Consider the following 26073-nt stretch of genomic DNA (forward strand, 5'->3'; position numbering starts at 1 on the left):
ATCGGCCGCTCGGTGGCCCGCTCACGTGTGCTCAGAGGCCTGCGGCCGCCCGCAGCTTCTCGGCACGGTCGGTGCGCTCCCACGGGAGGTCGACGTCGGTGCGGCCGAAGTGACCATAGGCGGCGGTCGGTGCGTAGATCGGGCGCAGCAGATCGAGGTCGCGGATGATCGCCAGCGGGCGGAGATCGAACTCCTCGGCGATCACCTTCTCGATGACGGTGGGGTCGACGCGCTCGGTACCGAAGGTCTCGACGAAGAGCCCGACCGGTGCGGCCTTGCCGATCGCATACGCGACCTGGACCTCGATGCGCCCGGCCAGACCCGCGGCAACCGCGTTCTTGGCGACCCAGCGCATGGCGTACGCAGCACTGCGGTCGACCTTCGAGGGGTCCTTGCCCGAGAATGCACCACCGCCGTGGCGGGCCATCCCGCCATAGGTGTCGACGATGATCTTCCGCCCGGTGAGTCCGGCATCACCCATCGGACCACCGAGGACGAACTTTCCGGTGGGATTGACCAGCAACCGGACCACCGAGGTGTCCAGGCCCGGCAGCGACAGGTCGGCGAGCACCGGCTCGAGCACCTTGGCGCGGATGTCGGGGGTGAGCATGTTGTCGAGGTCGATGTCGGCAGCGTGCTGGGTCGAGATCACCACGGTGTCGAGCCGGACCGGCTTGTCGCCGTCGTACTCGATGGTGACCTGGGTCTTGCCGTCGGGACGCAGGTACGGGAGCACGCCGCTCTTGCGGACCTCGGTGAGGCGACGCGACAACCGGTGGGCGAGGGCGATCGGGACCGGCATCAACTCCGGGGTCTCGTCGGTGGCGTACCCGAACATGAGCCCTTGGTCACCCGCACCCTGGCTGTCGATCTCGTCCTCGGAGATGCCACTGCGGCTCTCGTGCGAGGTGAACACACCACCGGCGATGTCGGGCGACTGCGCGCCGATCGCGACATTGACACCACACGACGCACCGTCGAAGCCCTTGGTCGACGAGTCGTAGCCGATGTCGAGGATCTTCTCGCGGACGATGCCGGGGATGTCGACGTACGCGGTGGTGGTGACCTCACCGGCCACATGCACCTGGCCGGTGGTGACCAGGGTCTCCACGGCGACACGTGCCTTGGGATCCTGGGCGAGCATGGCGTCGAGGATCGAGTCGCTGATCGCGTCGCAGATCTTGTCGGGGTGACCCTCGGTGACGGATTCACTGGTGAACAGGCGTGACGCAGAGGTGGTCATCTGGTCCTCTCAGGCTCTCCGGGCCCGGACGGGCGCGCCGGCAGTCGTCGCTGCCGTTGGTTGTCTCTACTGGGCAATTATGGCTACTCAGCAATTGTGACTTCTGAACAGGGGTTCTCGCACTCCGGGTCGAACCCCATGTGAACGCGTTCCAAACTACACACCGGCTCCGACCCGTCGGACGCGGCCCGGCGGGTCAGGCCGTGCCGCCACCATCGGACACCAGAGCACGGACCTCGTCGAGAATTCTGCTCGACATGAGCGTTTTCGAGCCGAGTGGCAGAGCCGTCTCGGTGCCGCTCGACGACAACAGCCAGCCGGTGTTGTCTTCGGTTCCGAACGCCTTGCCGTCGCCCACCGCGTTCACCACCAGCAGGTCGCAACCCTTACGAAGCAACTTGGCCCGCCCGTGGTCGAGCACGCCGCCGGTCTCGTCGCCGGTCTCGGCGGCGAACCCCACGATGACGGTCGGCGCGGGGACGCGGCCCGCCTCGCGGCTCTCGACCAACCCCCGCAGGATGTCGGGATTGGTGGTCAGCTCGATCGGCGCGGGCCCCGACTTCCCCTTCTTGATCTTCGCCTCGGAGACCGACACCGGCCGGAAGTCGGCGACGGCGGCGGCCATGATCACGACATCGGCCTCCGCGGCACGTTTCGTCATCTCGTCGGCCAGTTCCTGCGCGCTCGCCACCGGGACGATCTCGACTCCGGCCGGATCCCCCGGATCGGCGGTCGAGCCTGCGACGACGGTGACGATCGCGCCACGTTGGGCCGCCGCGCGCGCGAGCGCGAAACCCTGCTTGCCGGAACTCCGGTTGCCGAGGAAGCGCACGGGATCGAGCGGTTCGCGGGTGCCGCCTGCGCTGATCACCACTCGCACTCCGGCGAGGTCGTGGGGCAGCGCGTCCGGACGTTCGAGCAGCAGCTCGCCGATCATCGCGATCTCCTGCGGATCCGGCAGACGGCCACGGCCGCTGTCGGTGCCGGTGAGACGGCCGGATGCCGGCGTCATGACCGTGACCCCGCGCTCACGCAAGGTCGCGACGTTGGCCTGCGTAGCAGCGTGCTCCCACATCTCGGTGTGCATCGCCGGAACGACCAGCACCGGACATCGCACGGTGAGCAGCGACGCGGTGAGCAGGTCGTCGGCTCGTCCGGATGCCGCCCGTGCCATCAGGTCCGCGGTCGCGGGCGCGATGATGACGAGGTCGGCCCCCTGACCGAGGCGCACGTGGGCGACCTGGTCGACGTCGTCGAAGACGTCGGTGGTGATGGGGTTGCCGGAGAGCGCCTCGAACGTCGCGGCGCCGACGAACTTGAGGGCCGATCGGGTGGGCACCACGCGGACTTCGTGGCCGGCCTCGGTGAAGTGCCGGATCACCGAGCAGACCTTGTATGCGGCGATGCCGCCGCCGACACCGATCAGAACCCGGCGTCGTGGGGCGCCCGGCGTACCTGTGTGCGCTGTGGTCATCCCCGCGCCCGAGGTTCTATTCGCCTTCGGTGTGCTCGAGGAGGTCGGAGTGGATCTCCCGCATGGCGATCGACAGCGGCTTCTCCTGCAGACCGGGCTCCACCAAGGGGCCGACATATTCGAGGATGCCGTCGCCGAGCTGGTTGTAATAGTCGTTGATCTGCCGGGCGCGCTTGGCCGCGTAGATCACCAGCGCATACTTCGACGACGCGCGCTCGAGCAGCTCGTCGATCGGCGGGTTGGTGATACCCAGTGGGGTGTCATAAGCCGGGGCGTCGGCGATCTCGGTCACGTCGAAATTCGTCTGGGTGCTCACGCATTCTCCTGCATCACTGTGCTCTGTGCGGCGGCCACCGGGTGGCGACGGCCGTCCGCCTTACTCAAACGTCTGAGGTCGATTGTCCGGTCGGAGCCGGGCGAGACGCCGAATCTTCGGACCCGACCAGCAAGGATACCAACTCGGAGGCCACCTGGTCGACTTGGTGGTTCACCAGCACGTGCGCGAACTCGCCTTGAGCGTCCATCTCGGTGCGTGCCGTCTCCAGACGGCGGGCGATCGCATCGGGCGTCTCGGTGCCCCGACCCGTGAGCCGCGACACCAATTCGTCCCAGCTCGGTGGCGCCAGGAAGACGCTGACCGCCTCCGGCAGTCGTCGGACCACGTTGCGCGCGCCGGCCAGATCGACCTCCACCAGCACGGGAACGCCCTGCTCGAGCGCCTCGACCACGGGTGCGATCGGGGTTCCCGACCGCTGGAGACCTCCGTGGATCTCGGCCCACTCGAGAAGCTCGTCGTCGGCGATCATGCGGTCGAACTCGACGCCGGACACGAAGTGGTAGTCGCGTCCGTCGACCTCTCCGGGCCGCGGTGCACGTGTCGTCGCCGACACGCTGAAGTGCATGGTCGGCAGCAGCTCGCGCACCTTCGCCACCACGGTGGACTTACCGACGGCTGAGGGGCCGACCAGTACCACCAGTCGACCCCTCGTGCGCTCGGATTGCGGCTGCTGCGGCGGTCGGGTCACCGCCGAACCTGAGTCGTCGTCACGCGTCCGCGCTGCTTCCGCTCGATCAGGAGCTGAACTTCTCGAGCAGCGCCTTGCGCTGGCGATCGCCGAGACCGCGCAGGCGGCGCGTCGGAGCGATCTCCAGTTCGGTCATGATCTCCTGCGCCTTGACCTTGCCCACCTTGGGCAGCGCTTCGAGCAACGCCGACACCTTCATCTTGCCCAGGATCTCGTCGTTCTCCGCGTCTTTCAGCACCTGCTTGAGATCGGTGCCGCCGCGCTTCAGGCGCTCCTTGAGCTCGGCGCGGGCCCGCCGAGCGGCAGCTGCCTTCTCCAACGCTGCAGCGCGCTGCTCGTCTGTCAACTGGGGAAGGGCCACGGGGTTCCTCCGTCTTTCGTGTCTTCGATTGGACTGTCACCAGGTGCCCGAAGGCGCCTGATGGCGGTTGGTCGCCGGCGCGACCGGTGCGGTCGCGATCAGCGACAATGCCACCGCCGCCGAATGGTGCGGCGAAAGCGACCGTACTCACGTGAGCAGGCATTTGCGAGTGCCACCCCCGGGAAATCCACCGGATTCCTGTGTTGTAACGTCCCTCGCCCCTCGAACGTAAACCATCGGCCCGACAACGACCACGACAGCGCTCTGACTACGCAATTTGCCGCGAAACCGCAGGTCATCGCCGATGCCCGTAGACCCGAGCGCCTCGGCGCCGCCGATCGGTGCCCAATTTCGCGTCTGCCTGCACTGATACGGGTGTGACGGGAGTGATGATCAGGAATTTCTCTGGAATCGATCGCTCGTCGCGCGTGTCGCCGGGACAACCCCGACGCCGAGCTCGCGATCCGCCGGGAGAAGTCGCCGACAGGTGGGACCACCAGTCGACGACCCCAGGAGAAGTACGTCTCAGGCAGCCGTGGTCGGACGATCACACCGACCACGACCCCGGGTCCACCTCGTCCATGCACACACGGCCCCGAAGCCGCACAGCGAGCAGCGACGGATCAGCCCGGCGAACAGTGACCTGTCAGCGCAGTGCCGATTCCACGTCGTCCCGCGACTGCTCCGCCGCCGCACGGAGCGCTCCGATGTCCGGGCCGGCGCGGAGGACGGCTCGACTGCTTGCCGGGAGCAACCACGCGGTGTCGGCACCGTCGAACACCTCGGGGAGATCGCCGGCCGTCGCGCCCTGCGCACCGAGGCCGGGTGCGAGGATCGGCCCGCGCAGGGCGCCCAGGTCGAGACCGTGCGCACGAGTGGCGCCCACCACCAGCCCGAGAGTGCCTGTGCCGTCCACGTTCTCGGCGGCGGCATCGTCGACGACGGTCTGTCCGACGGCTCGTCCATCGGCGTCGGCGAGTTGGACCGAGGCGCCTTCGGGATTCGAAGTCCGCGCCAGGACGAACAGGCCCCGCTCCCCGGCCCGAGCGGCATCGACCGCCGGGGCGAGGGATCCGAAACCGAGGTACGGCGAAACCGTGACCGCGTCTGCGCACAGCGCCGACCTGTCGTCGAGCCACGCGGTCGCGTACGCGGCCATCGTGGAGCCGATGTCTCCGCGCTTGGCGTCGGCGAGCACCAATGCCCCGGCCGCCTGGCAGCCCCGGATGACCCGTTCCAGCACACCGAATCCGGCCGCGCCGAACACCTCGAAGAACGCCACCTGCGGCTTGATCACCGCCACGACCGGTCCGAGGGCCTCCACACAGATGTCGCCGAAACGACTCAACCCGTCCGCCGAGACCGGCAGACCCCACTGCTCCAACAGTTCGGCGTGTGGGTCGATGCCGGCACAGAGGCGGCCACGCTCCCCGACCGCATCGAGGTAGCGGGTCGCGAATCCCGACGCCGGGGCCGTGGTCACCGCCGGTTCACCAGCACCGCGTGTCGTCGCTGCAGCGACTCGACGTTCACCTGACCGTTCATCGCTGCCTCGATGCCCTGGACCGCGGCGCTCGCGCCCTGAACCGTCGTGATGCACGGGATGTTGACCGAGACGGCCGCGCTGCGGATCTCGTAGCCGTCGATCCGGGGACCCGAGTTGCCGTACGGGGTGTTGATCACCATCGCGACCGCACCCGAACGGATGATGTCGACGATGGTCGGCTCCCCCGGCTGCGCCTCGAAGTGCTTGCGCACGGTTCGGCACTCGATGCCGTTGCGCCGCAACATGTCCGCGGTCCCCTCGGTGGCCAGGATCTCGAACCCGAGATCGGCCATGTGCTTGACCGGGAAGATCAACGCACGCTTGTCCTTGTTGGCGACGGACACGAAGATCGCCCCCGAGGTGGGCAGCGAGCCGTAGGCGGCGGTCTGCGACTTGGCGAACGCGCGCCCGAAGTCGGCATCGATGCCCATCACCTCGCCGGTCGACTTCATCTCCGGACTGAGCAGTGAGTCGACACCGCTGCCGTCGTGACGTCGGAATCGGTTGAAAGGCAGTACCGCCTCCTTCACCGAGATCGGTGCGTCCGTGGGGGATTCACCGCCGTCGCCGACGGCGTCGAGCAGCCCTTGGCCGCGCAACTCGGCGATCGACTCGCCGAGCATGACCCGCGCGCACGCTTTCGCCAGGGACACCGCGGTCGCCTTCGAGACGAAGGGCACGGTGCGACTGGCGCGCGGGTTGGCCTCGAGGACGTACAGCGTGTCGTCCTTCAACGCGTACTGCACGTTCAGCAGGCCGCGTACGCCGATGCCCTTGGCCAGCGCCTCGGTGGACGCACGGACCATCGCGAGATCCGATCGGCCGAGCGTCACCGGGGGCAACGCGCACGCGGAATCACCGGAGTGGATCCCGGCCTCCTCGATGTGCTCCATCACCCCGCCGATGTAGACCTCGTCGCCGTCGCATAATGCATCGACGTCGATCTCGACGGCGTCCTCGAGGAAGCGGTCGACCAGCACGGGATGATCCGACGTCAACTCGGTGGCCCGGGAGATGTAGTCCTCCAAGGACTTCTCGTCGTACACGATCTCCATGCCCCGACCGCCCAGGACATACGACGGACGCACCAGTACCGGGTAGCCGATCCGCGCCGCGGTCGCGCGCGCCTCGTCGAAGCTGGTCGCGGTGCCGAAGGCCGGGGCGGGCAGTCCGGCGGCGGTGAGCACCTTGCCGAACTCACCCCGGTCCTCGGCGAGGTCGATGGCCTCCGGGCTGGTCCCGACGATCGGGACCCCGGCGGCCGCAAGGCGGTGGGCCAGGCCCAGCGGCGTCTGCCCGCCGAGCTGGACGATGACGCCCGCCACGGTGCCGGATTCCGACTCCGCGCGGTAGACCTCGAGGACGTCCTCGAACGTCAACGGTTCGAAGTACAGGCGATCGGCCGTGTCGTAGTCGGTGGAGACCGTCTCCGGGTTGCAGTTGACCATCACGGTCTCGTACCCGGCCTCTGACAGGGTGAGTGCCGCATGCACGCACGAGTAGTCGAACTCGATGCCCTGACCGATGCGGTTGGGCCCCGACCCGAGGATCAGCACCTTGGGGCGATCCGGCTGCGGCGCAACCTCACTGGTCGCGGCGGGATCGAGCTCGTAGGTCGAGTAGTGGTAGGGAGTCTTCGCCTCGAACTCCGCGGCGCAGGTGTCGACGGTCTTGTAGACCGGATGCACGCCGGCGCTGACCCGGAACTCGCGCACCGCCGCCTCGTCGGCGAAATCGGCTCGCAGAGCGGCGATCTGGCGGTCGGAGAAGCCGGAGCCCTTGGCCTCCCGCAACAGTGCCTCGTCGAGCGTGTCGGCGTCACGGAGCTCGGCACCGAGCGCAGCGACACCGCCGATCTCGGCCAGGAACCACGGGTCGATTGCGGTCGCCTCGTAGAGCTGCTCCACCGAGGCACCGGCCTCGAAGGCCAGCATCAGTCCGTAGAGCCGCCCGTCCTTGGGCGTCTTCAGCGACTCCAGCAGACCATCGAGATCGATGGTCGCGGGATCGGGGCGATTCGGCTCGGTCCAGAATCCGGCGGCCTTGGTCTCCAGTGACCGCATCACCTTGCCCAGCGCCTCGGCGAAGCTACGGCCCAGTGACATCGCCTCGCCCACCGACTTCATCGTGGTGGTCAAGGTGTCATCGGCGCCGGGGAACTTCTCGAAGGCGAACCGGGGCGCCTTGACGACGACATAATCGAGCGTCGGCTCGAAACACGCCGGGGTCTCCTTGGTGATGTCGTTGACGATCTCGTCGAGGCTGTAGCCGATGGCGAGTTTCGCGGCGATCTTCGCGATCGGGAAGCCCGTCGCCTTCGACGCCAGCGCCGATGAGCGGGACACACGCGGGTTCATCTCGATGACCACGAGGCGGCCGTCGGTGGGGTCCTGTGCGAACTGGATGTTGCAACCGCCGGTGTCCACGCCGACCTCGCGCAGGATGTCGATGGAGAGGTCGCGCATGATCTGGTATTCGCGATCGGTCAAGGTCATCGCCGGCGCGACCGTGACAGAGTCACCGGTGTGCACACCGACCGGGTCCACGTTCTCGATGGAGCAGACGACCACCACGTTGTCGCGGTTGTCGCGCATCAGCTCGAGCTCGTATTCCTTCCAGCCGAGGATGGATTCCTCGATGAGCACGTTGGCGGTCGGCGACGCCGCCAGTCCGCCACCGGCGATGCGCTCGAGGTCGTCGCGGTCGTAGGCCATGCCGGAACCGAGCCCGCCCATGGTGAACGACGGCCGCACGACGACGGGATAGCCGAGCTCGGCGACCGTGTCGTACGCCTCGTCCATCGTGTGACACACGCGTGAGCGGGCACTCTCGCCACCCACCTTCGCGACGATGTCCTTGAACATCTGCCGGTCCTCGCCACGCTGGATGGCATCGAAGTCGGCGCCGATCAACTCGATGTCGTACTTCTCCAGAGCGCCACGATCATGCAGCGCGACAGCGGTGTTGAGAGCCGTCTGCCCACCGAGGGTCGCGAGCACCGCGTCGATCGGATGCCCTGCGTCACGCTCGGCCTCGATCACCTTCTCGACATACTCGGCCGTGATCGGCTCGATGTAGGTGGCGTCGGCGAACTCCGGATCGGTCATGATGGTTGCCGGGTTCGAGTTGACCAGACTCACCCGCAGGCCTTCGGCCTTCAGGACCCGGCACGCCTGGGTGCCGGAGTAGTCGAACTCGCATGCCTGGCCGATCACGATCGGGCCGGAGCCGATCACCAGGACGTGGGAGATGTCTGTACGGCGCGGCATCAGGCCCTCGTTCCATCTGCGGGGTCACCCTCGAGTTGGGTGACGAACTTGTCGAAGAGGTACGCGGCGTCATGCGGACCGGCCGCGGCCTCGGGGTGGTACTGAACCGAGAAGGCCTGCCCGGAGAGCAGTTCCACGCCTTCGACGGTTCCGTCGTTCGCGCACACGTGACTGACCCGCGCCCGCCCGAAGTCCGTGTCGAACTCCTCACCGGCCTCGCCCTCCAGCGCGAACCCATGGTTCTGCGCGGTGATCGACACCTTGCCGGTGACATGGTCGACAACCGGGATGTTGATGCCCCGGTGGCCGAACTTCATCTTGTACGTGTCCCGTCCGAGCGCCCGGCCGAGGATCTGGTTGCCGAAGCAGATCCCGAAGAGCGGCAACCCCTCCCCGAGCATTCCGCGCGTCAGCTCGACCATCGCATCGGCGGTCGCGGGGTCACCCGGGCCGTTCGAGAGGAACACGCCGTCCGGCCGCAGTTCGGTGATCGCGTCGAGACCGATGGTCGACGGCAGGACGTGGACGCGGACGCCACGCTGGGCGAACATCCTGGGCGTGTTGGTCTTGATCCCGAGATCGAGTGCCGCGACCGTGAATCGGGTCTCGCCGTCGGCGGGTTCCACCACATAACCGGTATCGGTGGTGACCTCGCCGGCGAGATCGGCACCCTTCATCTCCGGCTGATCACGCACCCGGGCCACGAGTTCGTCGTCGGCCGACAGGGCGGCACCCGAGAAGACCCCGGCGCGCATCGACCCGTGGTCACGGAGAACCCGGACGACGGTGCGTGTGTCGATACCGGAGATCCCCACGATCCCCTGCCGTCGCAACTCGTCCTCGAGTGAGGTCGTGGCACGCCAGTTCGACACCCGGCGGGTGGGATTGCGCACCGCATAACCCGCGACCCAGATCTTTCCGGTGTCCCCGGAGGCCGAATCGCTGCCGGCGCTTCCGGTGCTCTCCCCGTCCTCGTCGTTCCAGCCGGTGTTACCGATCTGCGGCGCGGTGGCGACCACGATCTGGCGGTGATAACTCGGGTCGGTCAAGGTCTCCTGATAGCCCGTCATGGCGGTGCAGAACACCGCTTCCCCGAGCGTCTCGCCGGTCGCGCCGAACTCCCGGCCACGAAAGACCTGTCCGTTCTCCAGCACCAGAACTGCTGTGCTCATTGATCTTTCCTCTGTTCACTGTCGTCATCGGGCTCGGTGGCGCCACCCGGCGCAGCCGTGGCCGACTCGTGGTCGGCGATCCACCCCGGATAGATGGCCTTGTCATCGGCCCGGAGTCCGGAGTCGATCTCGGTGCCGCTGGGCAGTACCCAGCGGATCACCAGGACCCCGTCGGCGGTCATGACCTTGCCTGCCAGACCGCGTTCGGTGCGGACCGCGGTGATGGACGGCCGCGGAATCCAGATACCGGACGCACCTTGCCGTTCGATCAGGATTCCCTCGGGGTAGGCGGAGATCTCGGCGGCGGCCCGGTCTCCGATGTCTCCCACCGCGACCCGGTCCTGCCAGCTCGGTGCGATGGTGCTGCCGACGTAGAGGCCGGTGTCGGGTCCACGTGTGGGCGCCGGGAGTTCGGCGGGGACGGTGGGCAGGACGCCGATCAGGTCGGCCTGGCGGCGCCCCCGGTTTCGCCAGCCGCGCAGCACGAGTGCGATCAGACCGAGCCAGACGAGCACCACGACCAGCACCACCACAACCTCGAGCCCGCTCATCGCACGACCTCGCCGTCACGCGCGGTCAGCACACCGCGCAGGACGGTGGTGGTCACGGTGGCGGGCATCGTCATCGCCTCGTACGGTGTGTTGCGCGACAGGCTGGCCAGATCGTCACCGTCGACGATCCAGGACGTGTCCGGGTCGACCAGCGTGAGGTTGCCGGGCTCGCCGACGGCGATCGGACGGCCCTGATCGGACAGCCCGACGATCTGCGCGGGCCGCTCACTCATCACGCGCGCGACGCCACGCCAGTCGAGCAGGCCGGGCGTCACCATGGTCTCGACGACGATCGGCAGCGCGGTCTGCAGACCCAGCATGCCGGGCCGGGCCTGGGCGAACTCGCAGGCCTTCTCCTGGGCCGCGTGCGGCGCGTGATCGGTGGCGACACAGTCGATCACGCCGTCGGCGAGAGCCTGCCGGAGTGCGAGCTTGTCGCGCGCCTCCCGCAGCGGCGGATTGACCTTGTTCACCGGGTCATAGGCCGGGAAATTCGACCCGCTTGCTCCGCTTCCGGCACCGAGCAGGCGCGAGTCGTCGAGCAACAGGTGGTGCGGCGTCACCTCGGCGCTGATCGCGATGCCCTGGTCCCGTGCCCAGCGCAGCAATTCGACGGTGCCCTCGGTCGAGGCGTGGCAGATGTGGACCCGGGTGCCGGCATCCCTGGCGAGCAGCGCATCCCTGATCACGATGGACTCCTCGGCGGCGCGGGGCCATCCGCTGAGCCCGAGCCGGGCGGCGTTCGGGCCCTCGTGGGCCACCGCCCCGACAGTGAGTCGCGGTTCCTCGGCATGCTGCGCGATGAGGACGTCGAGGCCCTTCGCGTATTCCAGTGCGCGACGCATGAGCAGCGGGTCGTCGACGCATTTCCCGTCGTCGCTGAACATCCGCACACCCGCAGCGCCTGCGGCCATCATGCCCATCTCGGCGAGCTGCGTACCGGCGAGGCCGACGGTGACGGCGCCGACCGGGTGGACGTCGACCAGCCCGACTTCGCGACCGGTCCGCCAGACGTTGTCGGTGACGGTCGCGTTGTCGGCGACGGGGTCGGTGTTGGCCATCGCGAACACGGCGGTGTAACCGCCGAGCGCGGCGGCGGACGAACCGGACCGGATGGTCTCGGTGTCCTCGCGTCCGGGCTCGCGCAGATGGGTGTGCAGGTCGACGAAGCCGGGCAGCAGGACGGCTCCGCCGCCATCGACCCGGTCGACGTCCTCTGGCACGGTCAGGTCGGTGCCGATCTCGGTGATCTCACCGTCGACGACGAGGACATCGACCGGATCGCCCTCCCCGTAGGGCCGGACGTCGGCGATCAGGATCGAACCGGTTGTCGGAGCGGTCACTTCTGCATCTCCACTCGCTGAGCTCCTGGCTTGTTCACTGGGCCCCCGGGTTGTCGGTGCCGACGAGTAGGCGGAACAGGACCGCCATCCGCACGTGCACTCCGTTTCGGACCTGTTCGAGGACCGTTGCGCGCGGCGAGTCGGCGACCGAGTAGCCGATCTCCATCCCGCGCAGCATCGGACCCGGGTGCAGCACGACCGCATGGTCGGCGAGGAGAGCCATCCGTCGGTCGTTCAGACCGAACCGCACCGAGTACTCGCGGGCGCTGGGGAAGAACCCGCCGTTCATCCGCTCGGCCTGCACGCGCAGCATCATCACCGCGTCGGCCGCGGCCAATTCCGCATCGAGGGAGTTCGACGTGACCACCGGCCAGTCCTCCACTCCGACCGGCAGCAGTGTCTCCGGCGCCACGAGCACGACCTCGGCGCCGAGCGTCGCGAGCAGGTGCGCGTTGGAGCGGGCCACCCGGGAGTGCAGGACATCACCGACGATGGCCACCCGCCGGTCCTTGAGCGAGCCGAGCCGTTGACGCAGGGTCAGCGCGTCCAGCAACGCCTGGGTCGGGTGTTCGTGGGTGCCGTCGCCGGCGTTGATGATCGCCGGCCCGGTTGTCTCGCCGTTCGTCACGCCGGCGGTCCAGGCCGCGATCTGATGAGCGGCGCCCGACGCCGGATGACGCACGATCAGCGCGTCGGCACCCAACGCGTGCAAGGTCTTCGCGGTGTCCCGCAACGACTCTCCCTTGCCTGCCGAGGAACTCGACGCGCTCACGTTGATCACATCGGCGCTCATCCACTTGCCGGCGACCTCAAAGGAGACCCGGGTGCGGGTGGAGTTCTCGTAGAACACCGTCATCACGGTCCGACCGCGCAGTGTCGGAAGCTTGCGGACCTCGCGCCCGGTGAGTGCCTGCTCGAACCGTTCCGCCTCGTCGAGCAGTCCGGTCGCCTCGTCTGCCGTCAGATCCTGGGTGGACAGCAGATGTCGCATCAGGCCTCCCCTCCCGCCGTCGACGGCTGGGCGGCGGGTGCCGGACTCAAGACGACCTCGTCGACCTCGTCGTGCTCGACGAGATGCACCGAGACGTTCTCGTCACGCGCGGTCGGGATGTTCTTGCCGACATAGTCGGCACGCAGCGGCAGTTCCCGGTGCCCGCGATCGACCAGCACGGCAAGTTGAACCGCCGCGGGACGGCCCAGATCACGCAGCGCGTCGAGGGCGGCACGCACGGTCCGGCCGGAGAAGAGGACGTCGTCGACCAGGATGACGACCGCGTTGTCCACGCCACCGGCGGGCACCACGGTCCGTTCGAGAGGGCGATGCGGTTTCGCGCGGAGATCATCCCGGTAGAGCGTGATGTCGAGATATCCGACGGGCACCTGGGTGTCCGCGAACTCGTTGATCTTCTCAGCCAGCCGCGAAGCCAGATAGGTTCCACGGGTTGGGATTCCGATGATCACCACCCGTGGGGCATCGGGCGAGTCGAGTGCGGTCTTCTCGATCACCTCGTGGGCGACCCGGGCAATCGTGCGGGCGACGTCGGACGCGTCGAGCAGGACCCGTCCCATGGACCGGGCACCATCGGTTGGCCGCGCACCATCAGCTGGCATGGTCAAGCCGACCTCCTTCTCCGCCTCGCCGGACGGATCGTTAAAGGATGTCTGTCTCGCGACACTTTACACGCCACCACCCCGCCGAACCGAGCCGACGAGGTGTGCGCTTGATCAAACGCCGTCGTTGCGCTCACGGTCGGCGGGTGCATCGTCGACTCCGCTCCCGGCGGCGGCCGCGGCGCGGACCTGGGGTGCGAGCTCGGCGATCCGCGCCAGGACGCCGTTGACGAACGCGGGCGAGTCGTCGGTCGAGAGCTCTTTCGCCAACTCCACCGCCTCGTCGACGATCACGACCGGGTCGACATCCGTCGCGTTGAAGAGCTCCCACGTCGCCAGCCGGAGGATCGCGCGGTCGACAGCGGGTAACCGCTCCAGCATCCATCCACGCAGGTGCGAGGACACCACCGCGTCGACCTGCGGCAGGTCGGCGGCCAGGCCCTCGATCACGGTCGCCGTGTAGTCATGGATGGTCCCGACGCTCTCGTCGTCGCGGACATAGAGCCGACGCTCGGAGACCAGTTGGGCCGGGCTGACCTTCTTGGCCTCCGCCTCGAACAACAGATCGACCGCGCGACGGCGGGCCTTGTGTCTGGTACCGGGCTGTTTCACGGGAGAATCGCTCGATCAGCCGTTGACGCGGCCGAGGTAACCGCCGTCCCGGGCATCGACCTTCAGCTTGTCGCCGGTGTTGATGAACAGCGGGACCTGGATCTCCGCGCCGGTCTCCAGGGTCGCCGGCTTGGTACCGCCGGTCGATCGGTCGCCCTGCAGACCGGGGTCGGTCTGGGAGACGACGAGTTCAACGGTGACCGGGAGCTCGACGTAGAGCGGATTGCCCTCGTGCATGGCGACCTGCACGGTCATGTTCTCCAGCAGGAAGCGGGCGCCGTCACCGACGGTGCCAGGCTGGATGGAGATCTGGTCGAAGGTCTCGCCATCCATGAACACATAATCGGTGCCGTCGTTGTAGAGGTAGGTCATGTCGCGCCGGTCCACGGTCGCGGTCTCCACCTTCACCCCGGCGTTGAAGGTCTTGTCGACCGTCTTCCCGGACAGCACGTTCTTGATCTTGGTGCGGACGAAGGCCGGCCCCTTGCCGGGCTTCACATGCTGGAATTCCTGGATCTGCCAGAGCTGGTCGTCCATGCGCAGCACGAGGCCGTTCTTGAAATCGGCGGTGGTCGCCATGTGGTTCTCTTCCCTGTCTTCTCGGGGTCAACGACCGTCAGATGACGGTGAATGTCTTGTCGGTGGCGGTCAGCAGGTCCGGCGTGTCCCCAGCCGTCCCCATACTGGTGACGACGAGCGTGTCCTCGATCCTGACGCCACCTCGCCCAGGGAGGTAGACGCCGGGCTCCACGGTCACCGCTGCGCCGCAAGGCAGTGTACCCGTCGCCAGGGACCCGATTCCCGGCGCTTCGTGTATCTCCAGTCCGACGCCGTGGCCCAGACCGTGGACGTAGTGATCGCCGTGGCCCGCGTCGGCGATCACCGTCCGAGCGGCCGCATCGATGTCGCGCAGGTCCGCGCCCGGGCGCAGGGCCGCGCGGCCCGCGGCCTGGGCGGTGGCCACCAGTTCGTAGATCTCGCGCTGCCAGTCGGCGGCATGGGACAGCACATAGGTGCGGGTCATGTCCGAGTGATAGCCGCCGACCACCGCCCCGAAATCGATCTTGACGAAATCGCCGTCAGCCAGGATCGCATCCGTGGGCCGGTGATGTGGAACCGCGGAGTTCGCGCCGGCCGCGACGATGGTCTCGAAGGCGATGTCGTCGGCGCCGAGGGCATACATCTCCCATTCGAGCGCGCGGGCGACCTCCCGTTCGGTCGCGCCGGCGCGGATCACTCCGCGATCGATGATGGCCGCAAGGCCCTGATCGCCGATCGCGCACGCCCGGCGCAGCAGTTCCACCTCGGCGGCGTCCTTGATCTTCCGGAACTCCTGGACCAGCCCGCTGCAGCCGATCAACTGCGCGGCCGGACCGTCCTGCTCCGCCATCCGACCGACGAGGGCTCGATGGGCCGCCACCGTCACCGCGTCGGCCTCGAAACCGATCGACCGGGCGCCCACTCGGCGCGCCTGCGTCGCGAGTTCGGTCAGACAGTCGCGGGCGATCACCGCCTGGAGATCCCCGGCCTGCTCGGCGACCTGGGTGAGGTAGCGACCGTCGGTGCAGATGCGGTCGGCCGTCGCGTCGTTTGCGCGGATGAGCACCGCGCCGTTGGAGCCGGTGAACCCCGTGAGGTAACGGACGTTGACGAGATCGGTGACGACCACGGCATCGGCGGGCTCGTCCAACCGAGTGAGAGCGGTGCGGACACGATCGCGGCGGGCTCGGTAGTCGCTGGTCATGGCACTGGCAGACATCTCTTCACGCTACCGCGCGGCACGTCTGGGGTCCGCGGGCATGTCCTCGCGGACGTTTCCGCGGGGGATGTGTTTTGGAACACGTTCGTCGTTGCGTACCCTGTCGCCTATGTCTTCGTGGTTGCTGCGCGGTGTGGTCATGACCGCCGTACACGTCATCGCCCGTGTGTTGCTCGGTGTGGCCGTGGTCAACGCCCCGCTCCATTCCACCGTCTGGAAGACGATCGCCATCGCCGCGGTCGTGCTCGTGGCGCTCCTGTGGGGCGGCATCGACGGCACTGCGGATGCCCGTGCGAATCCGGATCCCGACGACTACCGGGACCTCACCGTCCGCTGGTTGCAGGCGGGTCTGCTCGCCGGCGTCGTCGCCGGACTGATCTGCTGGATCCTCGGCCGGTTCGTGTTCGCCGGCATCGGCGAGGCAAGCCTCTTCGTCGAACTGATCGCGGGTGGCTCCTTCACCGCACTGCTGGTGTTCGCACCCGCGTTCGTCGGTGCGGCCGTCGGTCGATTCCTGGTCCGCCGGGATCAGCGCAAGGGTCAGGAGACCGAGGACGACTGGTCGGTGCACCCCGACCGCGACGGCGAACACGTCGCCGGCTGAACTCAGGTCACGAAAAAACTCCCACCAGCACACGAGATCTCGTGCCGGTGGGAGTTTTCTGTGGCCCGGGTCAGAGAAGCACGCCGCCCGACGGTGCGGCATCCCCCGCGATCGCCGAGTAGGCGGCGGCGACGAGACCCGGGTCTGGACCTTCCAGCCGACCGGGCTTGGCCAGACCGTCGAGGACGACGAAGCGGAGCACGCCGGAGCGGTTCTTCTTGTCCCCCGACATCGCCTCCAGGAGGTCCGGCAGGGCATCGGCGTCGTAACTCGTCGGCAGGCCGACCAGCTCCAGCACCGTACGGTGACGGTCAGCGGTGGCATCGTCGAGCCGGCCGGCCAGTCTGGCCAGCTCCGCGGCGAACACCAGACCCACCGAGACCGCCGCACCGTGGCGCCAGCGGTAGCGCTCGCGCCGCTCGATGGCGTGCCCGAGGGTATGCCCGTAGTTCAGGATCTCACGCAGTGACGATTCCTTGAGATCCGCCGACACCACGTCGGCTTTCACCTGGACGGACCGCCTGATCAGTTCGGGCAGCACATCGCCCGCCGCGTCGATCGCGGCGGCGGGGTCGGCCTCGATGATGTCGAGGATCACCGGGTCCGCGATGAATCCGGTCTTGATCACCTCCGCCAGACCGGCGACGACCTCGTTACGCGGGACCGTCGCGAGCGTCGCCGTGTCGATCAGGACGGCGTCGGGCTCGTGGAAGGATCCGACGAGATTCTTCCCCGCGTCGGTGTTGATCCCGGTCTTCCCGCCAACCGCGGCATCGACCATCGCCAACAGTGTCGTCGGGATGTGGATGACACCGATGCCGCGCATCCAGGTGGCGGCGACGAAACCCGCGAGATCAGTGGCGGCACCGCCGCCGAGACCGATCACCTTGTCGTTGCGCTTGAGTCCGATCCGGCCGAATACGTCCCAGCAGAACGCCGCGACCGAGAGATCCTTGCCCGCCTCGGCGTCCGGGATCTCGACCCGGTGGGCATCGAAACCCTTGTCCGACAGGAACTCCCGGATCTCCTCGGCGGTCTTCGCCAGCGTCGGCTGGTAGAGGATCGCGATCCGGTCCGCCCCGGTGGCCGCGGTCGCGACATCGTCGAGCAGACCTCGTCCGATGACCACGTCGTAAGGGGCACCGGCGTTGACGGTGATGGATATCGGCTCGGTCATGTGGTGGCCGCCCTTTCTGGTACGAGTGCACGGGCGAGTTCGGCGAGAATGGCATCCGCCACGTCCCCGGGCTCGCCCGCTGCCGCGTCGACGGTGAACTTGGCCGTGCGGAGGTATGTCTCGTCTCGTTCGGCGAGCAGTTCGCCGTATCGCCGGTGCGGATCGTCACCGGCGATGAGCGGGCGGTCGCTGTCGCGCACCCGCGCGAAACCCTGCTCCGCGTCGATCTTCAGGTAGACGACCCGGTGGCCGGCCAGTCCCGCGGCGACCGCAGGCGTCATCACCGCACCGCCACCGAGCGCCAGCACACCGCCGTGTGAGCGCAGGATCTCGAGGACGACGTCACGTTCGATCTCGCGGAATCGTTCCGGACCGTCGGTGGCAAAGATGTCCGGGATGGTCCGTCCGGTGCTGCGGACGAGTTCGGCGTCGGTGTCGAGGAAGTCCACACCGAGGCGGTCGGCCAGGATGCGGCCGACCGTGGACTTGCCCGCGCCCATGAAGCCGATCAACACCACCACCGGACGACGCTCGGGACGGGGCGCACTCATCGCTGCGGCGGCCGCGCGTCGATGAGCTTGCGGTAGCCGGCCAGGTTCTCCGCGGTCTCGGTCACCGAGTCGCCACCGAACTTGTCCAGGGCGGCCTGGGCGAGCACCAGGGCGACCATCGCCTCCGCGACCACGCCGGCCGCGGGTACGGCGCACACGTCGGAGCGCTGATGGATCGCCACGGCCTCTTCGCCGGTTGCCATGTCGACGGTGGACAGCGCCCTCGGCACGGTCGAGATCGGCTTCATCGCCGCGCGCACGCGCACGTCCTCGCCGTTCGTCATGCCGCCTTCCAGACCGCCGGCGCGGTTGGTGGATCGCAGCACACCGTCGGGGCCCGGCACCATCTCGTCGTGGGCCTGGCTGCCGCGGCGTCGTGCCGTGGTGAAGCCGTCGCCGACCTCGACACCTTTGATCGCCTGGATGCCCATCAGGGCCCCCGCCAGCCTGGCGTCCAAGCGGGTCTCGCCACTCACGTGGGACCCCAGACCGACCGGCACACCGGTCGCGACGACCTCGACGACGCCGCCGAGGGTGTCGCCGTCCTTCTTCGCCGCCTCGATCTCGTCGATCATCCGCTGCCCGGCATCCGCGTCGAACGCGCGGACCGGGCTCTCGTCGATCGCCGGCAGATCGGTGATGCGGGGGGCCGGGCCGTCATAGGGCTCACTCGCGCCGATCGAGATCACGTGCGACAGGACGTCGATCCCGAACACTTGGCGCAGGAAGTTGCGGGCGACGGTACCGGCGGCCACCCGTGCCGCAGTCTCGCGCGCGCTGGCACGTTCGAGGACCGGACGCGCATCGTCGAAGCCGTATTTCAGCATGCCCGAGTAGTCGGCGTGCCCGGGCCGCGGCCGAGTGAGCGGCGCGTTGCGCGCGCTGCCCGCCAACTCGGCGGGGTCGACCGGGTCGGCAGACATCACCGTCTCCCATTTCGGCCACTCGGAGTTGGCGATCTCGATGGCAACGGGGCCGCCCATCGTCGCGCCGTGCCGCAGCCCGCCGACCAGGGTGATCTTGTCCGCCTCGAACTTCATCCGCGCCCCTCGCCCGTAGCCGAGGCGACGACGCGCCAATTGTTCGGCGATGTCGGACGAGGTGATCTCCACTCCGGCCACCATCCCCTCGACGAGGGCGACCAGGGCCGGGCCATGGGATTCTCCGGCAGTTATCCAGCGCAACACAGTGGTCAATTGTTCCATGACCTCGTCGTCACCCGACGACCCCACCTCGTAGACCCCGTCATGCGATGCCGAGAGTGAAGAGCGCGGCGGTGACCAGCGCCGGACCGTGCGGTCGACCGGGCTCGCCCGCATGTGCTCGCAGATGTGGGCCGAGCGTGACCATCGCGGCGAGGACGACGACGACCAGCCCCGCACCGACGTCGCCGACCATTCCGCCGATGACGAAGGCGAGCTTGAGATCGCCGCCCCCGCACGCGCGGGCGAGCACCGCCACCAGGTAGGGGGTCGCCGTGACGACGGCAGCGGCCAGTACTCCCGGGTGTCCGACCGACATGCCGATCGTCGCCGCGATTCCCGGCCAGACGAGGGCCGTCGCGATCCGTCCCGTGCGCAGATCGCCCACCGCCACGACCGCCAGCCAGATCAGCACCAGGAATGAGCTCATCCGCCGAGAGTGCCGGTCGCGCGGACCCGGGGCATCACTCGCTCGACGGCGCTGTGGATCGCTGTTCCCCTGTGGAGGGTCGATCGCTCCGGTATCGGAACCGTGCTACCGCGGGTCGATCATCCGGCGCCGCCGAGCGCGGCGGCCATTGCCTCCCGAGGCGCCGGGCGACCCGTGAATTGTTCGACCTGGCTGAATGCCTGATTGAGCAGCATCACCAGTCCCCCGACCACGCGGCCGCCCGCGGTCGACACCGCGGCCGCCAACGGCGTCGGCCACGGGTGATAGATCACGTCGACGACTTTCGCCGCGGACGCCAGCGAACCGACGAGTGGTGTGGTCGCGCCGGCGGGGACCGTGGAGATCACCACGCCGGACGCAGCGGCGCGCTCCTCGAGATCGGCGCCGGGCTCGAAGGGCAGCACCGCGGTGGTCATGCCGACGGTCCGTCCGAGCTCGATCACAGGTGCGGCCCGGCCCGCATCCCGCGCCACGACCACCAGATCGGTGAAGCCGGCGTCCGAGAGTGCGGCCACCGTGGGCAGCGCGGTACCTCCGGCACCCACGACGACGGCGGACGAGTTCGCCGCGGCGTCGGCGCCCACCTCGAGCAGTGCGCCTGCCATGCCGTCGATGTCGGTGCAGTCGGCGCGCCAGCCATGTTCGGTGCGTACCAGCGTGTTGGCCGACCCGACGAGTTCTGCCCGCGTCGTGCGCTCGTCGGCGAACGCGAGGGCCGCGAGTTTGGCCGGCATGGTCACCGACAGGCCGACGAAGTCGGGGCCCAGGCCACCCACCAGCTCCGGCAGCTCGTCGGCAGTGCACTCGATCCGGTCATAGGTCCAGTCGGTCAGACCCAGCGCACGATAGGCGGCCAGGTGCAGGTCCGGCGAACGCGAATGACCGACCGGTGATCCGAGTACCGCGGCCCGGCGAGCTGTCAGGTCCATCCGATCAGCTGCACCCGGTGCTCAGGAGCTTGTTCTCACAAGCCTTTTCGCGGTTCTGCTGATGCTCCTCAAAAGTGTTCGCGAACAGCGTGGTGCCCTGCCGGTCCACGGTGACGAAGTAGAGCCAGTCACCTGCGCTCGGATGTTCGACCGCACTCAGCGCACGCTCACCAACCGCCCCGATCGGCGTCACCGGCAGTCCCGTGTTGCGGTAGGTGTTCCACTTGTTGTCGGCCTTGTAGGCGTCGCCGTAGACGTCGATGTTCGTCACGTTCGCCGTGTAATTGGTAGTCGAATCCATCTCCAGCCGTTGGTCTTTGGCCAGGCGGTTGAGGATCACCCTGGCCACCTTCGGGAAATCCTCGGGGTCGGTCACCTCACGTTCGACGACCGACGCCGCCACCAGCGTCTCGTACGGGGTCAGTCCGGAGTCCTGCGTTTCGAGCAGTCCCCACTGCTGGAAGCGGATCGAGCTCGCGACGATCAGATCGTGCAGGATCTGGGTCGCCGAGTGGTTCGGATCGATCGTCTCCCAGGTCCCGGGCGCGATCAATCCCTCGATCCGACGATGATCACCCGTGAGCTGCTCGACAGTGGGGCGAGCCCACGCGGGCACCCCGAGCTGGTCCGGTGTCGACTCGGCGGCCGCTTTCTCGAGTTGTCCGACGTCCGCACCGACCCGCTGACCGTTCACGGTCACCGCCGTGGCGTCGGAGATCATCTGGAAAATTCCCGGAGTGGTCTTGCCGTCGACGCCCTTCTTGTTGTCGAGCTGCAGCCCTTCCGGCACCACCACGCGACCGACGCGGTGTTCGTTGTCGTCGGTCATCATGGCGACCGCGGTGGACGCGGGGATCTGGGTTCGGAGCTTGTAGTAACCGCCCGACATGGCCTGTCCGCCTGCGGCGTCGAGGAACGCGTTGACACTGCCGACCACATCGTCCTTCTCCAGGATCCGGCCGAAGTCCATCAGCGTCGAGTTCTGCGGGATGTCGACGATCACATCGGCCGTGCCTGCCGCATCGGAGTAGTCCTTGTGGTTCTCGAAGACCCCGAGCGAGCGCAGACCGACGAATCCGACCCCGGCGACCAGGACCAGCATGCAGGCCATCACCAGCGCGAGGATGACGCGACGTCGCGTGCGATTCGGCGAGCCGCCTCTCTCACGGCGGGGACGCTTTTCCCTGGAACGCCCGGCGCCGCTCTCCCGTCGCGGACGACGACGACCACGATCCGGGAGGTCGTCGGCGGTCTCGCCCGCGACGTCCTCGTCGTTGTCGAGGAAGTGCGTGCGCGGCGGTTGCGGCTCGATCGTCTGTGGACGTACCCGGTGCGGCACCGCGCTGCGCAGCGGGTCGCTGTACTCGCCCGACGAGAGCGTCAGGGGCCGGTCCGGATCGGCGTCGTCCGCTGGGGGGATCCGCTCGGGGGGGATCCGCTCGGGTCGGCTCCGTGGCGGCGGTGCGCTCGGCGCCCGTCGGCGGGCTTCGGGTGCCACGCGCTGCGGAGCGGTCCGCGGCGGGGCGGGCGGCGGCGGAGGGCTCGGCACCGGCGGAGCACTGGGCATCGGAGCACTGGGCATCGGAGCACTGGGCATCGGACCGCTGGGAGGGGGTGGTTGAGAACCCGCGGGCGGGTTCGGCGGGGCCGCCGCCTGCGCAGGTCGCCCGACCTCCGGCTCGACCGACTCCATCTCGCGGCGGCGACGATGACGGGTCGACGGCTTGCCGTCGGCGGGCTGGGTGAAGTAGCGCAGTCGATCGAGATCGAGCTGCTCAGTGGGCTGTTCGGAGATGTCATGTCGCCGCGATCGCGGCCGATGCTGGTGCTCGTCGGTCACCGAGTGGTTCCTCTCCGGTTCCGGCGAAAGTCGGCTGCACTGCAGCGCCGATTCGCGATCGCGAATTGCGCTGGGCTGTGGGGCCGGACGGATCTAGAACTCATCGTCGCGTATCCAGCCACCCCTGCAGAATAGCGACCGCGGCCGCTTGATCAATCACGGCGCGCGAGGATTTCGCTTTCACCCCGCTCGCACGCAGGGCCTGGGTCGCAGTCACCGTGGTCAGGCGTTCGTCGTGATATTCGACACCGATCGGGCTGATCCGGTCCGCGAGCTCATCACCGAACTCACGTGCCAGCCCGGCCGCCGTCCCGTCCTCGTTGCGCAATGTCTTGGGCAGACCGACCACCACGCCGACGGCGTCGTACTCGGCCACGATGGTGGCGATCCGTTCGATGTCCGCCTTGCCGGCCGGTGTCCGCCGAACGGTCTCCACGGGCGTCGCGAGGATCCCGTCCGGATCACATACCGCGACACCGATGCGAACCGATCCGACGTCGACGCCGATGCGACGTCCGCGGGACGCCGTCATCGGTCCCGGACGAGTTCGCGCAGGCGGGTCATCGCAGCGTCGACGCCGGTGGGATCGGAACCGGATCCCTGAGCGAGATCGGGCTTTCCGCCGCCACGGCCGCCGACCAGTCCGGCGACCTCCTTGACGATGTCACCGGCCTTGACGCCGAGTCCACGAGCGGCATCGGTGGTGGCCACGACGAACGGCACCTTGGTGGTCGCACCGTCGGTGGTCGATGAGAAGAGCGCGATCACCGCGGGCCGGTCGGCGACCTTGCCGCGCAGATCGGTTGCGAGCGAACGCAGCCCGTCGGCGTCGAGCTCGTCGGGCAGACGCCCACCAACGATCAGTGTCGAACCCACCGTGACGGCGGAATCGATCAGCCCCCCGGCCGCCGCACGAGCCGAATCCGCGCGCATCCGTTCGACCTGCTTCTCCGCATCGCGCAGTCGGTTCACCAGTTGCTCGACCCGACCCGGCACTTCCTCTGAGGGCACCTTGAGCGACGACGCCAGGCCGGCCAGCAGCGCCCGCTCCTTGGACAGGAACCGGAAGGAATCCATGCCGACATAGGCCTCCACACGCCGGACACCCGATCCCACCGACGATTCGCCGATCACGGTGACCGGACCGATCTGTGACGACGACGCGACATGCGTTCCGCCGCACAGTTCCATGGAGAACGGCCCGCCGATCTCGACGACGCGGACCACGTCGCCGTAGTTCTCACCGAACAGCGCCAGCGCCCCCATCTGCTTCGCCTCGGTCAGTCCGGTCTCGAAGGTGTGCACCGGATAATTGGCCTCGACCGCCGCGTTGCTGATCTCCTCGATCTCACGACGCTGGCTCTCCGACAACGGCTTCCCGGAGTGGAAGTCGAACCTGAGATAGCCCGGCCGGTTCAGGGATCCCGCCTGTGTCGCGGTGGGTCCGAGTACCTCGCGCAGTGCGGCGTGCACCATGTGGGTGCCCGAATGTCCTTGTGTCGCACCGTGCCGCCACGTCTGGTCGACCGATGCGATGACCTCGTCGCCTTCGGCGATCTCACCCTCGTCGACGGTCACCTTGTGCAGCCACACCGACTTGCCGGCCTTCTGGACGTCGTTGATACGCAGGCGCACACCGTCTCCGGTTGTGATGGTCCCGACATCCGCCATCTGACCGCCGGATTCGGCGTAGAGCGGACTGCGGTCGAGGACCACGACGAGTTCCTGTCCCGGCGACGCGCTGCGCACTCGGGCGCCGTCGGACACAAGTCCGAGAACCTTTGCCTCCGAGACGAGTTCGTCGAATCCGGTGAAAGTGGTAGGCCCGCGGTCGAGGAACTCGCGGTACACCGACATGTCGGCATGACCGGTCTTGCGGGCGGTCGCGTCGGCCTTGGCGCGCTGCTTCTGTTCGGCCATCAGCGCGGTGAACCCCTGCTGGTCGACCGACAGCCCGGCCTCGGCGGCCATCTCCAGTGTCAGGTCGATCGGGAAGCCGTACGTGTCGTGCAAGGTGAAGGCATCGTCACCGCTGATCGTGGTTTTCTCGGCGGCCTTGGTGGCCTGCGCCGCGTCGGCGAAGAGCTTGGAACCGGCGGCCAGCGTCTTGCTGAACGACGCCTCCTCGCCGATCGCCACATCGACGATGTGCCTGCGCTGCTCTGCCAGGTTCGGATACGAGGGCGACATGGTGTCGACGACGAGGTTGATGAAGTCGCCCATCGTCGGCTGATCGGCGCCGAGAAGGCGGACCGACCGAACCACACGTCGCAGCAGGCGGCGCAGGACGTAGCCGCGACCGTCGTTGCCGGGCAGGACGCCGTCGCCGATGAGCAGGGTGGCGGTGCGGGCGTGGTCGGCGATCACCCGGAACTTCACGTCGTCATCGTGATTGCCGGCGCCGTAGGCCCGGCCGGTGAGTCGCGCGGCGAGGTCGATGATCGGCTTGCACAGGTCGGTCTCGTAGACATTGTCGACGCCCTGCAGGATGCAGGCGACGCGCTCGATTCCCATACCGGTGTCGATATTCTTCTTCGGCAGCGGGCCGAGGATCTCGTAGCCCTCCTTGCCACCACCCGGACCGCGCACGTTCTGCATGAACACGAGGTTCCAGATCTCGATGTAGCGGTCCTCGTCGGCCTCGGGTCCGCCTTCCTTGCCGTAGGCGGGCCCGCGGTCGTAGAAGATCTCCGAGCACGGGCCGCAGGGTCCGGGAACACCCATCGACCAGTAGTTGTCCTTCAGACCGCGCCGCTGGATGCGCTCGGCCGGTACACCGATCTCGTCGCGCCAGATGGCCTCGGCCTCGTCGTCGTCGAGGTAGACCGTCGGCCACAGTTTGTCGCCCGCGATCCCGTAGCCACCGTCGGAGACGTTGTTGGTCAGCAGCGTCCAGGCGAAGGTGATCGCCTCGCGTTTGAAGTAGTCGCCGAACGAGAAGTTGCCGGCCATCTGGAAGAACGTGTTGTGACGCGTGGTGATCCCGACCTCCTCGATGTCGAGGGTGCGCACGCATTTCTGCACGCTCGTCGCCCGGTCGAAGGGCGGGGTCTGCTCACCCAGGAAGTAGGGCTTGAACGGCACCATGCCCGCGTTGACGAACAGCAGGTTGGGGTCATCGAGGATCAGCGAGGCGCTCGGGACCTCGGTGTGGCCCGCCTTGATGAAGTGATCCAGGAAGCGCTGCCGGATGTCATGCGTCTGCAACTGAGTTCGTCCTTGGTGAGTGGTCGGTCTGACGTCTGGTGGTCCGGACCGGCGGTCGAGACCGGTCAGCGACACTCCAGACTACCGCCGCGGTGGGAACGAGCCCGTGTCCGGCATCGTGTCGGAGCCCGGTGGCAGACTCGAAC

Annotated in this window: 24 protein-coding genes; 1 reads left to right on the plus strand and 23 read right to left on the minus strand. The window is 68.1% G+C overall.

Annotated features, from left to right (window positions below; all coding sequences use genetic code 11):
• Positions 1-31: 31 nt before the first annotated feature.
• The 15 genes from metK to ACLQ3I_RS19620 all read right to left on the minus strand — a co-directional run bounded on the left by metK (position 32) and on the right by ACLQ3I_RS19620 (position 15966).
• The gene (gene metK / locus ACLQ3I_RS19550; RefSeq protein WP_425793936.1) at positions 32-1243 is read right to left on the minus strand and encodes a methionine adenosyltransferase; all 1212 of its coding nucleotides are present in this window, start codon (positions 1241-1243) and stop codon (positions 32-34) included.
• A gap of 196 nt (positions 1244-1439) precedes the next feature.
• Positions 1440-2717, minus strand: a complete 1278-nt coding sequence (coaBC, locus tag ACLQ3I_RS19555; RefSeq protein WP_425793935.1) for a bifunctional phosphopantothenoylcysteine decarboxylase/phosphopantothenate--cysteine ligase CoaBC — start codon at positions 2715-2717, stop codon at positions 1440-1442.
• Positions 2718-2733: 16 nt separating this feature from the next.
• Positions 2734-3033: a DNA-directed RNA polymerase subunit omega gene (gene rpoZ, locus ACLQ3I_RS19560; RefSeq protein WP_425793934.1), complete on the minus strand. Its 300-nt coding sequence runs from the start codon at positions 3031-3033 to the stop codon at positions 2734-2736.
• Positions 3034-3097: 64 nt separating this feature from the next.
• The gene (gene gmk / locus ACLQ3I_RS19565) at positions 3098-3742 is read right to left on the minus strand and encodes a guanylate kinase (RefSeq protein WP_425804113.1); all 645 of its coding nucleotides are present in this window, start codon (positions 3740-3742) and stop codon (positions 3098-3100) included.
• Between the two features lie 46 nt (positions 3743-3788).
• Positions 3789-4103, minus strand: coding sequence for an integration host factor, actinobacterial type (gene mihF / locus ACLQ3I_RS19570; RefSeq protein ID WP_012834141.1), 315 nt, complete (start codon positions 4101-4103; stop codon positions 3789-3791).
• Positions 4104-4749: 646 nt separating this feature from the next.
• Positions 4750-5586, minus strand: a complete 837-nt coding sequence (pyrF, locus tag ACLQ3I_RS19575; protein ID WP_425804116.1) for an orotidine-5'-phosphate decarboxylase — start codon at positions 5584-5586, stop codon at positions 4750-4752.
• Positions 5583-8918: a carbamoyl-phosphate synthase large subunit gene (gene carB / locus ACLQ3I_RS19580; RefSeq protein WP_425804118.1), complete on the minus strand. Its 3336-nt coding sequence runs from the start codon at positions 8916-8918 to the stop codon at positions 5583-5585. Before carB ends, pyrF begins: the two co-directional genes overlap by 4 nt.
• On the minus strand, positions 8918-10090 hold the full coding sequence (carA, locus tag ACLQ3I_RS19585; RefSeq protein WP_425793929.1) for a glutamine-hydrolyzing carbamoyl-phosphate synthase small subunit: 1173 nt from the start codon (positions 10088-10090) through the stop codon (positions 8918-8920). The genes carB and carA overlap by 1 nt, the downstream gene beginning before the upstream one ends.
• Positions 10087-10641 (minus strand): transporter, encoded by a 555-nt coding sequence (locus ACLQ3I_RS19590; RefSeq protein WP_425793928.1) that lies wholly within the window; start codon positions 10639-10641, stop codon positions 10087-10089. The genes carA and ACLQ3I_RS19590 overlap by 4 nt, the downstream gene beginning before the upstream one ends.
• On the minus strand, positions 10638-11984 hold the full coding sequence (locus tag ACLQ3I_RS19595; protein ID WP_425804120.1) for a dihydroorotase: 1347 nt from the start codon (positions 11982-11984) through the stop codon (positions 10638-10640). The genes ACLQ3I_RS19590 and ACLQ3I_RS19595 overlap by 4 nt, the downstream gene beginning before the upstream one ends.
• Before the next feature lie 34 nt (positions 11985-12018).
• A complete protein-coding gene (locus ACLQ3I_RS19600) occupies positions 12019-12975 on the minus strand; it encodes an aspartate carbamoyltransferase catalytic subunit (protein ID WP_425793926.1) in 957 nt (318 codons plus the stop codon).
• Positions 12975-13595: a bifunctional pyr operon transcriptional regulator/uracil phosphoribosyltransferase PyrR gene (gene pyrR / locus ACLQ3I_RS19605; RefSeq protein ID WP_425804430.1), complete on the minus strand. Its 621-nt coding sequence runs from the start codon at positions 13593-13595 to the stop codon at positions 12975-12977. The genes ACLQ3I_RS19600 and pyrR overlap by 1 nt, the downstream gene beginning before the upstream one ends.
• Before the next feature lie 114 nt (positions 13596-13709).
• Positions 13710-14207 (minus strand): transcription antitermination factor NusB, encoded by a 498-nt coding sequence (gene nusB / locus ACLQ3I_RS19610; RefSeq protein ID WP_425793924.1) that lies wholly within the window; start codon positions 14205-14207, stop codon positions 13710-13712.
• Positions 14208-14222: 15 nt separating this feature from the next.
• Positions 14223-14786: an elongation factor P gene (gene efp, locus ACLQ3I_RS19615; RefSeq protein ID WP_425793923.1), complete on the minus strand. Its 564-nt coding sequence runs from the start codon at positions 14784-14786 to the stop codon at positions 14223-14225.
• 37 nt (positions 14787-14823) lie between these two features.
• Positions 14824-15966 carry an aminopeptidase P family protein gene (locus ACLQ3I_RS19620; RefSeq protein WP_425804122.1) on the minus strand — a complete coding sequence of 381 codons (1143 nt, stop codon included), beginning with the start codon at positions 15964-15966 and terminating at the stop codon, positions 14824-14826.
• A 109-nt stretch (positions 15967-16075) separates the two neighbouring features.
• On the opposite strand from ACLQ3I_RS19620, the gene ACLQ3I_RS19625 reads away from it, so the two are divergent.
• Positions 16076-16570 carry a B-4DMT family transporter gene (locus ACLQ3I_RS19625; RefSeq protein WP_425804124.1) on the plus strand — a complete coding sequence of 165 codons (495 nt, stop codon included), beginning with the start codon at positions 16076-16078 and terminating at the stop codon, positions 16568-16570.
• 70 nt (positions 16571-16640) lie between these two features.
• Here ACLQ3I_RS19625 and aroB read toward each other — a convergent pair whose 3' ends face one another.
• From aroB to alaS, 8 genes are all read right to left on the minus strand, one after another.
• A complete protein-coding gene (aroB, locus tag ACLQ3I_RS19630) occupies positions 16641-17747 on the minus strand; it encodes a 3-dehydroquinate synthase (RefSeq protein WP_425804126.1) in 1107 nt (368 codons plus the stop codon).
• Entirely contained in the window at positions 17744-18298 is a 555-nt protein-coding gene (locus ACLQ3I_RS19635) for a shikimate kinase (RefSeq protein WP_425793916.1), read from the minus strand. The genes aroB and ACLQ3I_RS19635 overlap by 4 nt, the downstream gene beginning before the upstream one ends.
• Positions 18295-19503, minus strand: coding sequence for a chorismate synthase (aroC, locus tag ACLQ3I_RS19640; RefSeq protein WP_425793915.1), 1209 nt, complete (start codon positions 19501-19503; stop codon positions 18295-18297). Before aroC ends, ACLQ3I_RS19635 begins: the two co-directional genes overlap by 4 nt.
• Positions 19504-19543: 40 nt before the next feature.
• Complete coding sequence (locus ACLQ3I_RS19645; RefSeq protein ID WP_425793914.1) at positions 19544-19930, minus strand: prepilin peptidase; 387 nt, start codon at positions 19928-19930, stop codon at positions 19544-19546.
• A gap of 119 nt (positions 19931-20049) precedes the next feature.
• Positions 20050-20880 carry a shikimate dehydrogenase gene (locus ACLQ3I_RS19650; protein ID WP_425793913.1) on the minus strand — a complete coding sequence of 277 codons (831 nt, stop codon included), beginning with the start codon at positions 20878-20880 and terminating at the stop codon, positions 20050-20052.
• 4 nt (positions 20881-20884) lie between these two features.
• On the minus strand, positions 20885-22720 hold the full coding sequence (locus ACLQ3I_RS19655; protein ID WP_425804128.1) for an endolytic transglycosylase MltG: 1836 nt from the start codon (positions 22718-22720) through the stop codon (positions 20885-20887).
• 100 nt (positions 22721-22820) lie between these two features.
• Positions 22821-23252: a Holliday junction resolvase RuvX gene (gene ruvX / locus ACLQ3I_RS19660; RefSeq protein ID WP_425793911.1), complete on the minus strand. Its 432-nt coding sequence runs from the start codon at positions 23250-23252 to the stop codon at positions 22821-22823.
• Positions 23249-25927, minus strand: coding sequence for an alanine--tRNA ligase (gene alaS / locus ACLQ3I_RS19665; protein WP_425804130.1), 2679 nt, complete (start codon positions 25925-25927; stop codon positions 23249-23251). Before alaS ends, ruvX begins: the two co-directional genes overlap by 4 nt.
• Positions 25928-26073 lie beyond the last annotated feature (146 nt).

Origin of the sequence: Gordonia sp. DT101, from assembly GCF_049844895.1 — a bacterium.
Classification (GTDB): domain Bacteria; phylum Actinomycetota; class Actinomycetes; order Mycobacteriales; family Mycobacteriaceae; genus Gordonia.

What these genes read in the sequence shown, in the direction of transcription:
- metK (WP_425793936.1), bottom strand. Translation starts at nt 1,243, where the DNA reads ATGACCACCTCTGCGTCACGCCTGTTCACCAGTGAATCCGTCACCGAG.
- coaBC (WP_425793935.1), bottom strand. Translation starts at nt 2,717, where the DNA reads ATGACCACAGCGCACACAGGTACGCCGGGCGCCCCACGACGCCGGGTT.
- carB (WP_425804118.1), bottom strand. Translation starts at nt 8,918, where the DNA reads ATGCCGCGCCGTACAGACATCTCCCACGTCCTGGTGATCGGCTCCGGC.
- carA (WP_425793929.1), bottom strand. Translation starts at nt 10,090, where the DNA reads ATGAGCACAGCAGTTCTGGTGCTGGAGAACGGACAGGTCTTTCGTGGC.
- ACLQ3I_RS19590 (WP_425793928.1), bottom strand. Translation starts at nt 10,641, where the DNA reads ATGAGCGGGCTCGAGGTTGTGGTGGTGCTGGTCGTGGTGCTCGTCTGG.
- ACLQ3I_RS19600 (WP_425793926.1), bottom strand. Translation starts at nt 12,975, where the DNA reads ATGCGACATCTGCTGTCCACCCAGGATCTGACGGCAGACGAGGCGACC.
- pyrR (WP_425804430.1), bottom strand. Translation starts at nt 13,595, where the DNA reads ATGCCAGCTGATGGTGCGCGGCCAACCGATGGTGCCCGGTCCATGGGA.
- efp (WP_425793923.1), bottom strand. Translation starts at nt 14,786, where the DNA reads ATGGCGACCACCGCCGATTTCAAGAACGGCCTCGTGCTGCGCATGGAC.
- ACLQ3I_RS19620 (WP_425804122.1), bottom strand. Translation starts at nt 15,966, where the DNA reads ATGTCTGCCAGTGCCATGACCAGCGACTACCGAGCCCGCCGCGATCGT.
- ACLQ3I_RS19625 (WP_425804124.1), top strand. Translation starts at nt 16,076, where the DNA reads ATGTCTTCGTGGTTGCTGCGCGGTGTGGTCATGACCGCCGTACACGTC.
- aroB (WP_425804126.1), bottom strand. Translation starts at nt 17,747, where the DNA reads ATGACCGAGCCGATATCCATCACCGTCAACGCCGGTGCCCCTTACGAC.
- ACLQ3I_RS19635 (WP_425793916.1), bottom strand. Translation starts at nt 18,298, where the DNA reads ATGAGTGCGCCCCGTCCCGAGCGTCGTCCGGTGGTGGTGTTGATCGGC.
- aroC (WP_425793915.1), bottom strand. Translation starts at nt 19,503, where the DNA reads ATGGAACAATTGACCACTGTGTTGCGCTGGATAACTGCCGGAGAATCC.
- ACLQ3I_RS19645 (WP_425793914.1), bottom strand. Translation starts at nt 19,930, where the DNA reads ATGAGCTCATTCCTGGTGCTGATCTGGCTGGCGGTCGTGGCGGTGGGC.
- ACLQ3I_RS19650 (WP_425793913.1), bottom strand. Translation starts at nt 20,880, where the DNA reads ATGGACCTGACAGCTCGCCGGGCCGCGGTACTCGGATCACCGGTCGGT.
- ruvX (WP_425793911.1), bottom strand. Translation starts at nt 23,252, where the DNA reads ATGACGGCGTCCCGCGGACGTCGCATCGGCGTCGACGTCGGATCGGTT.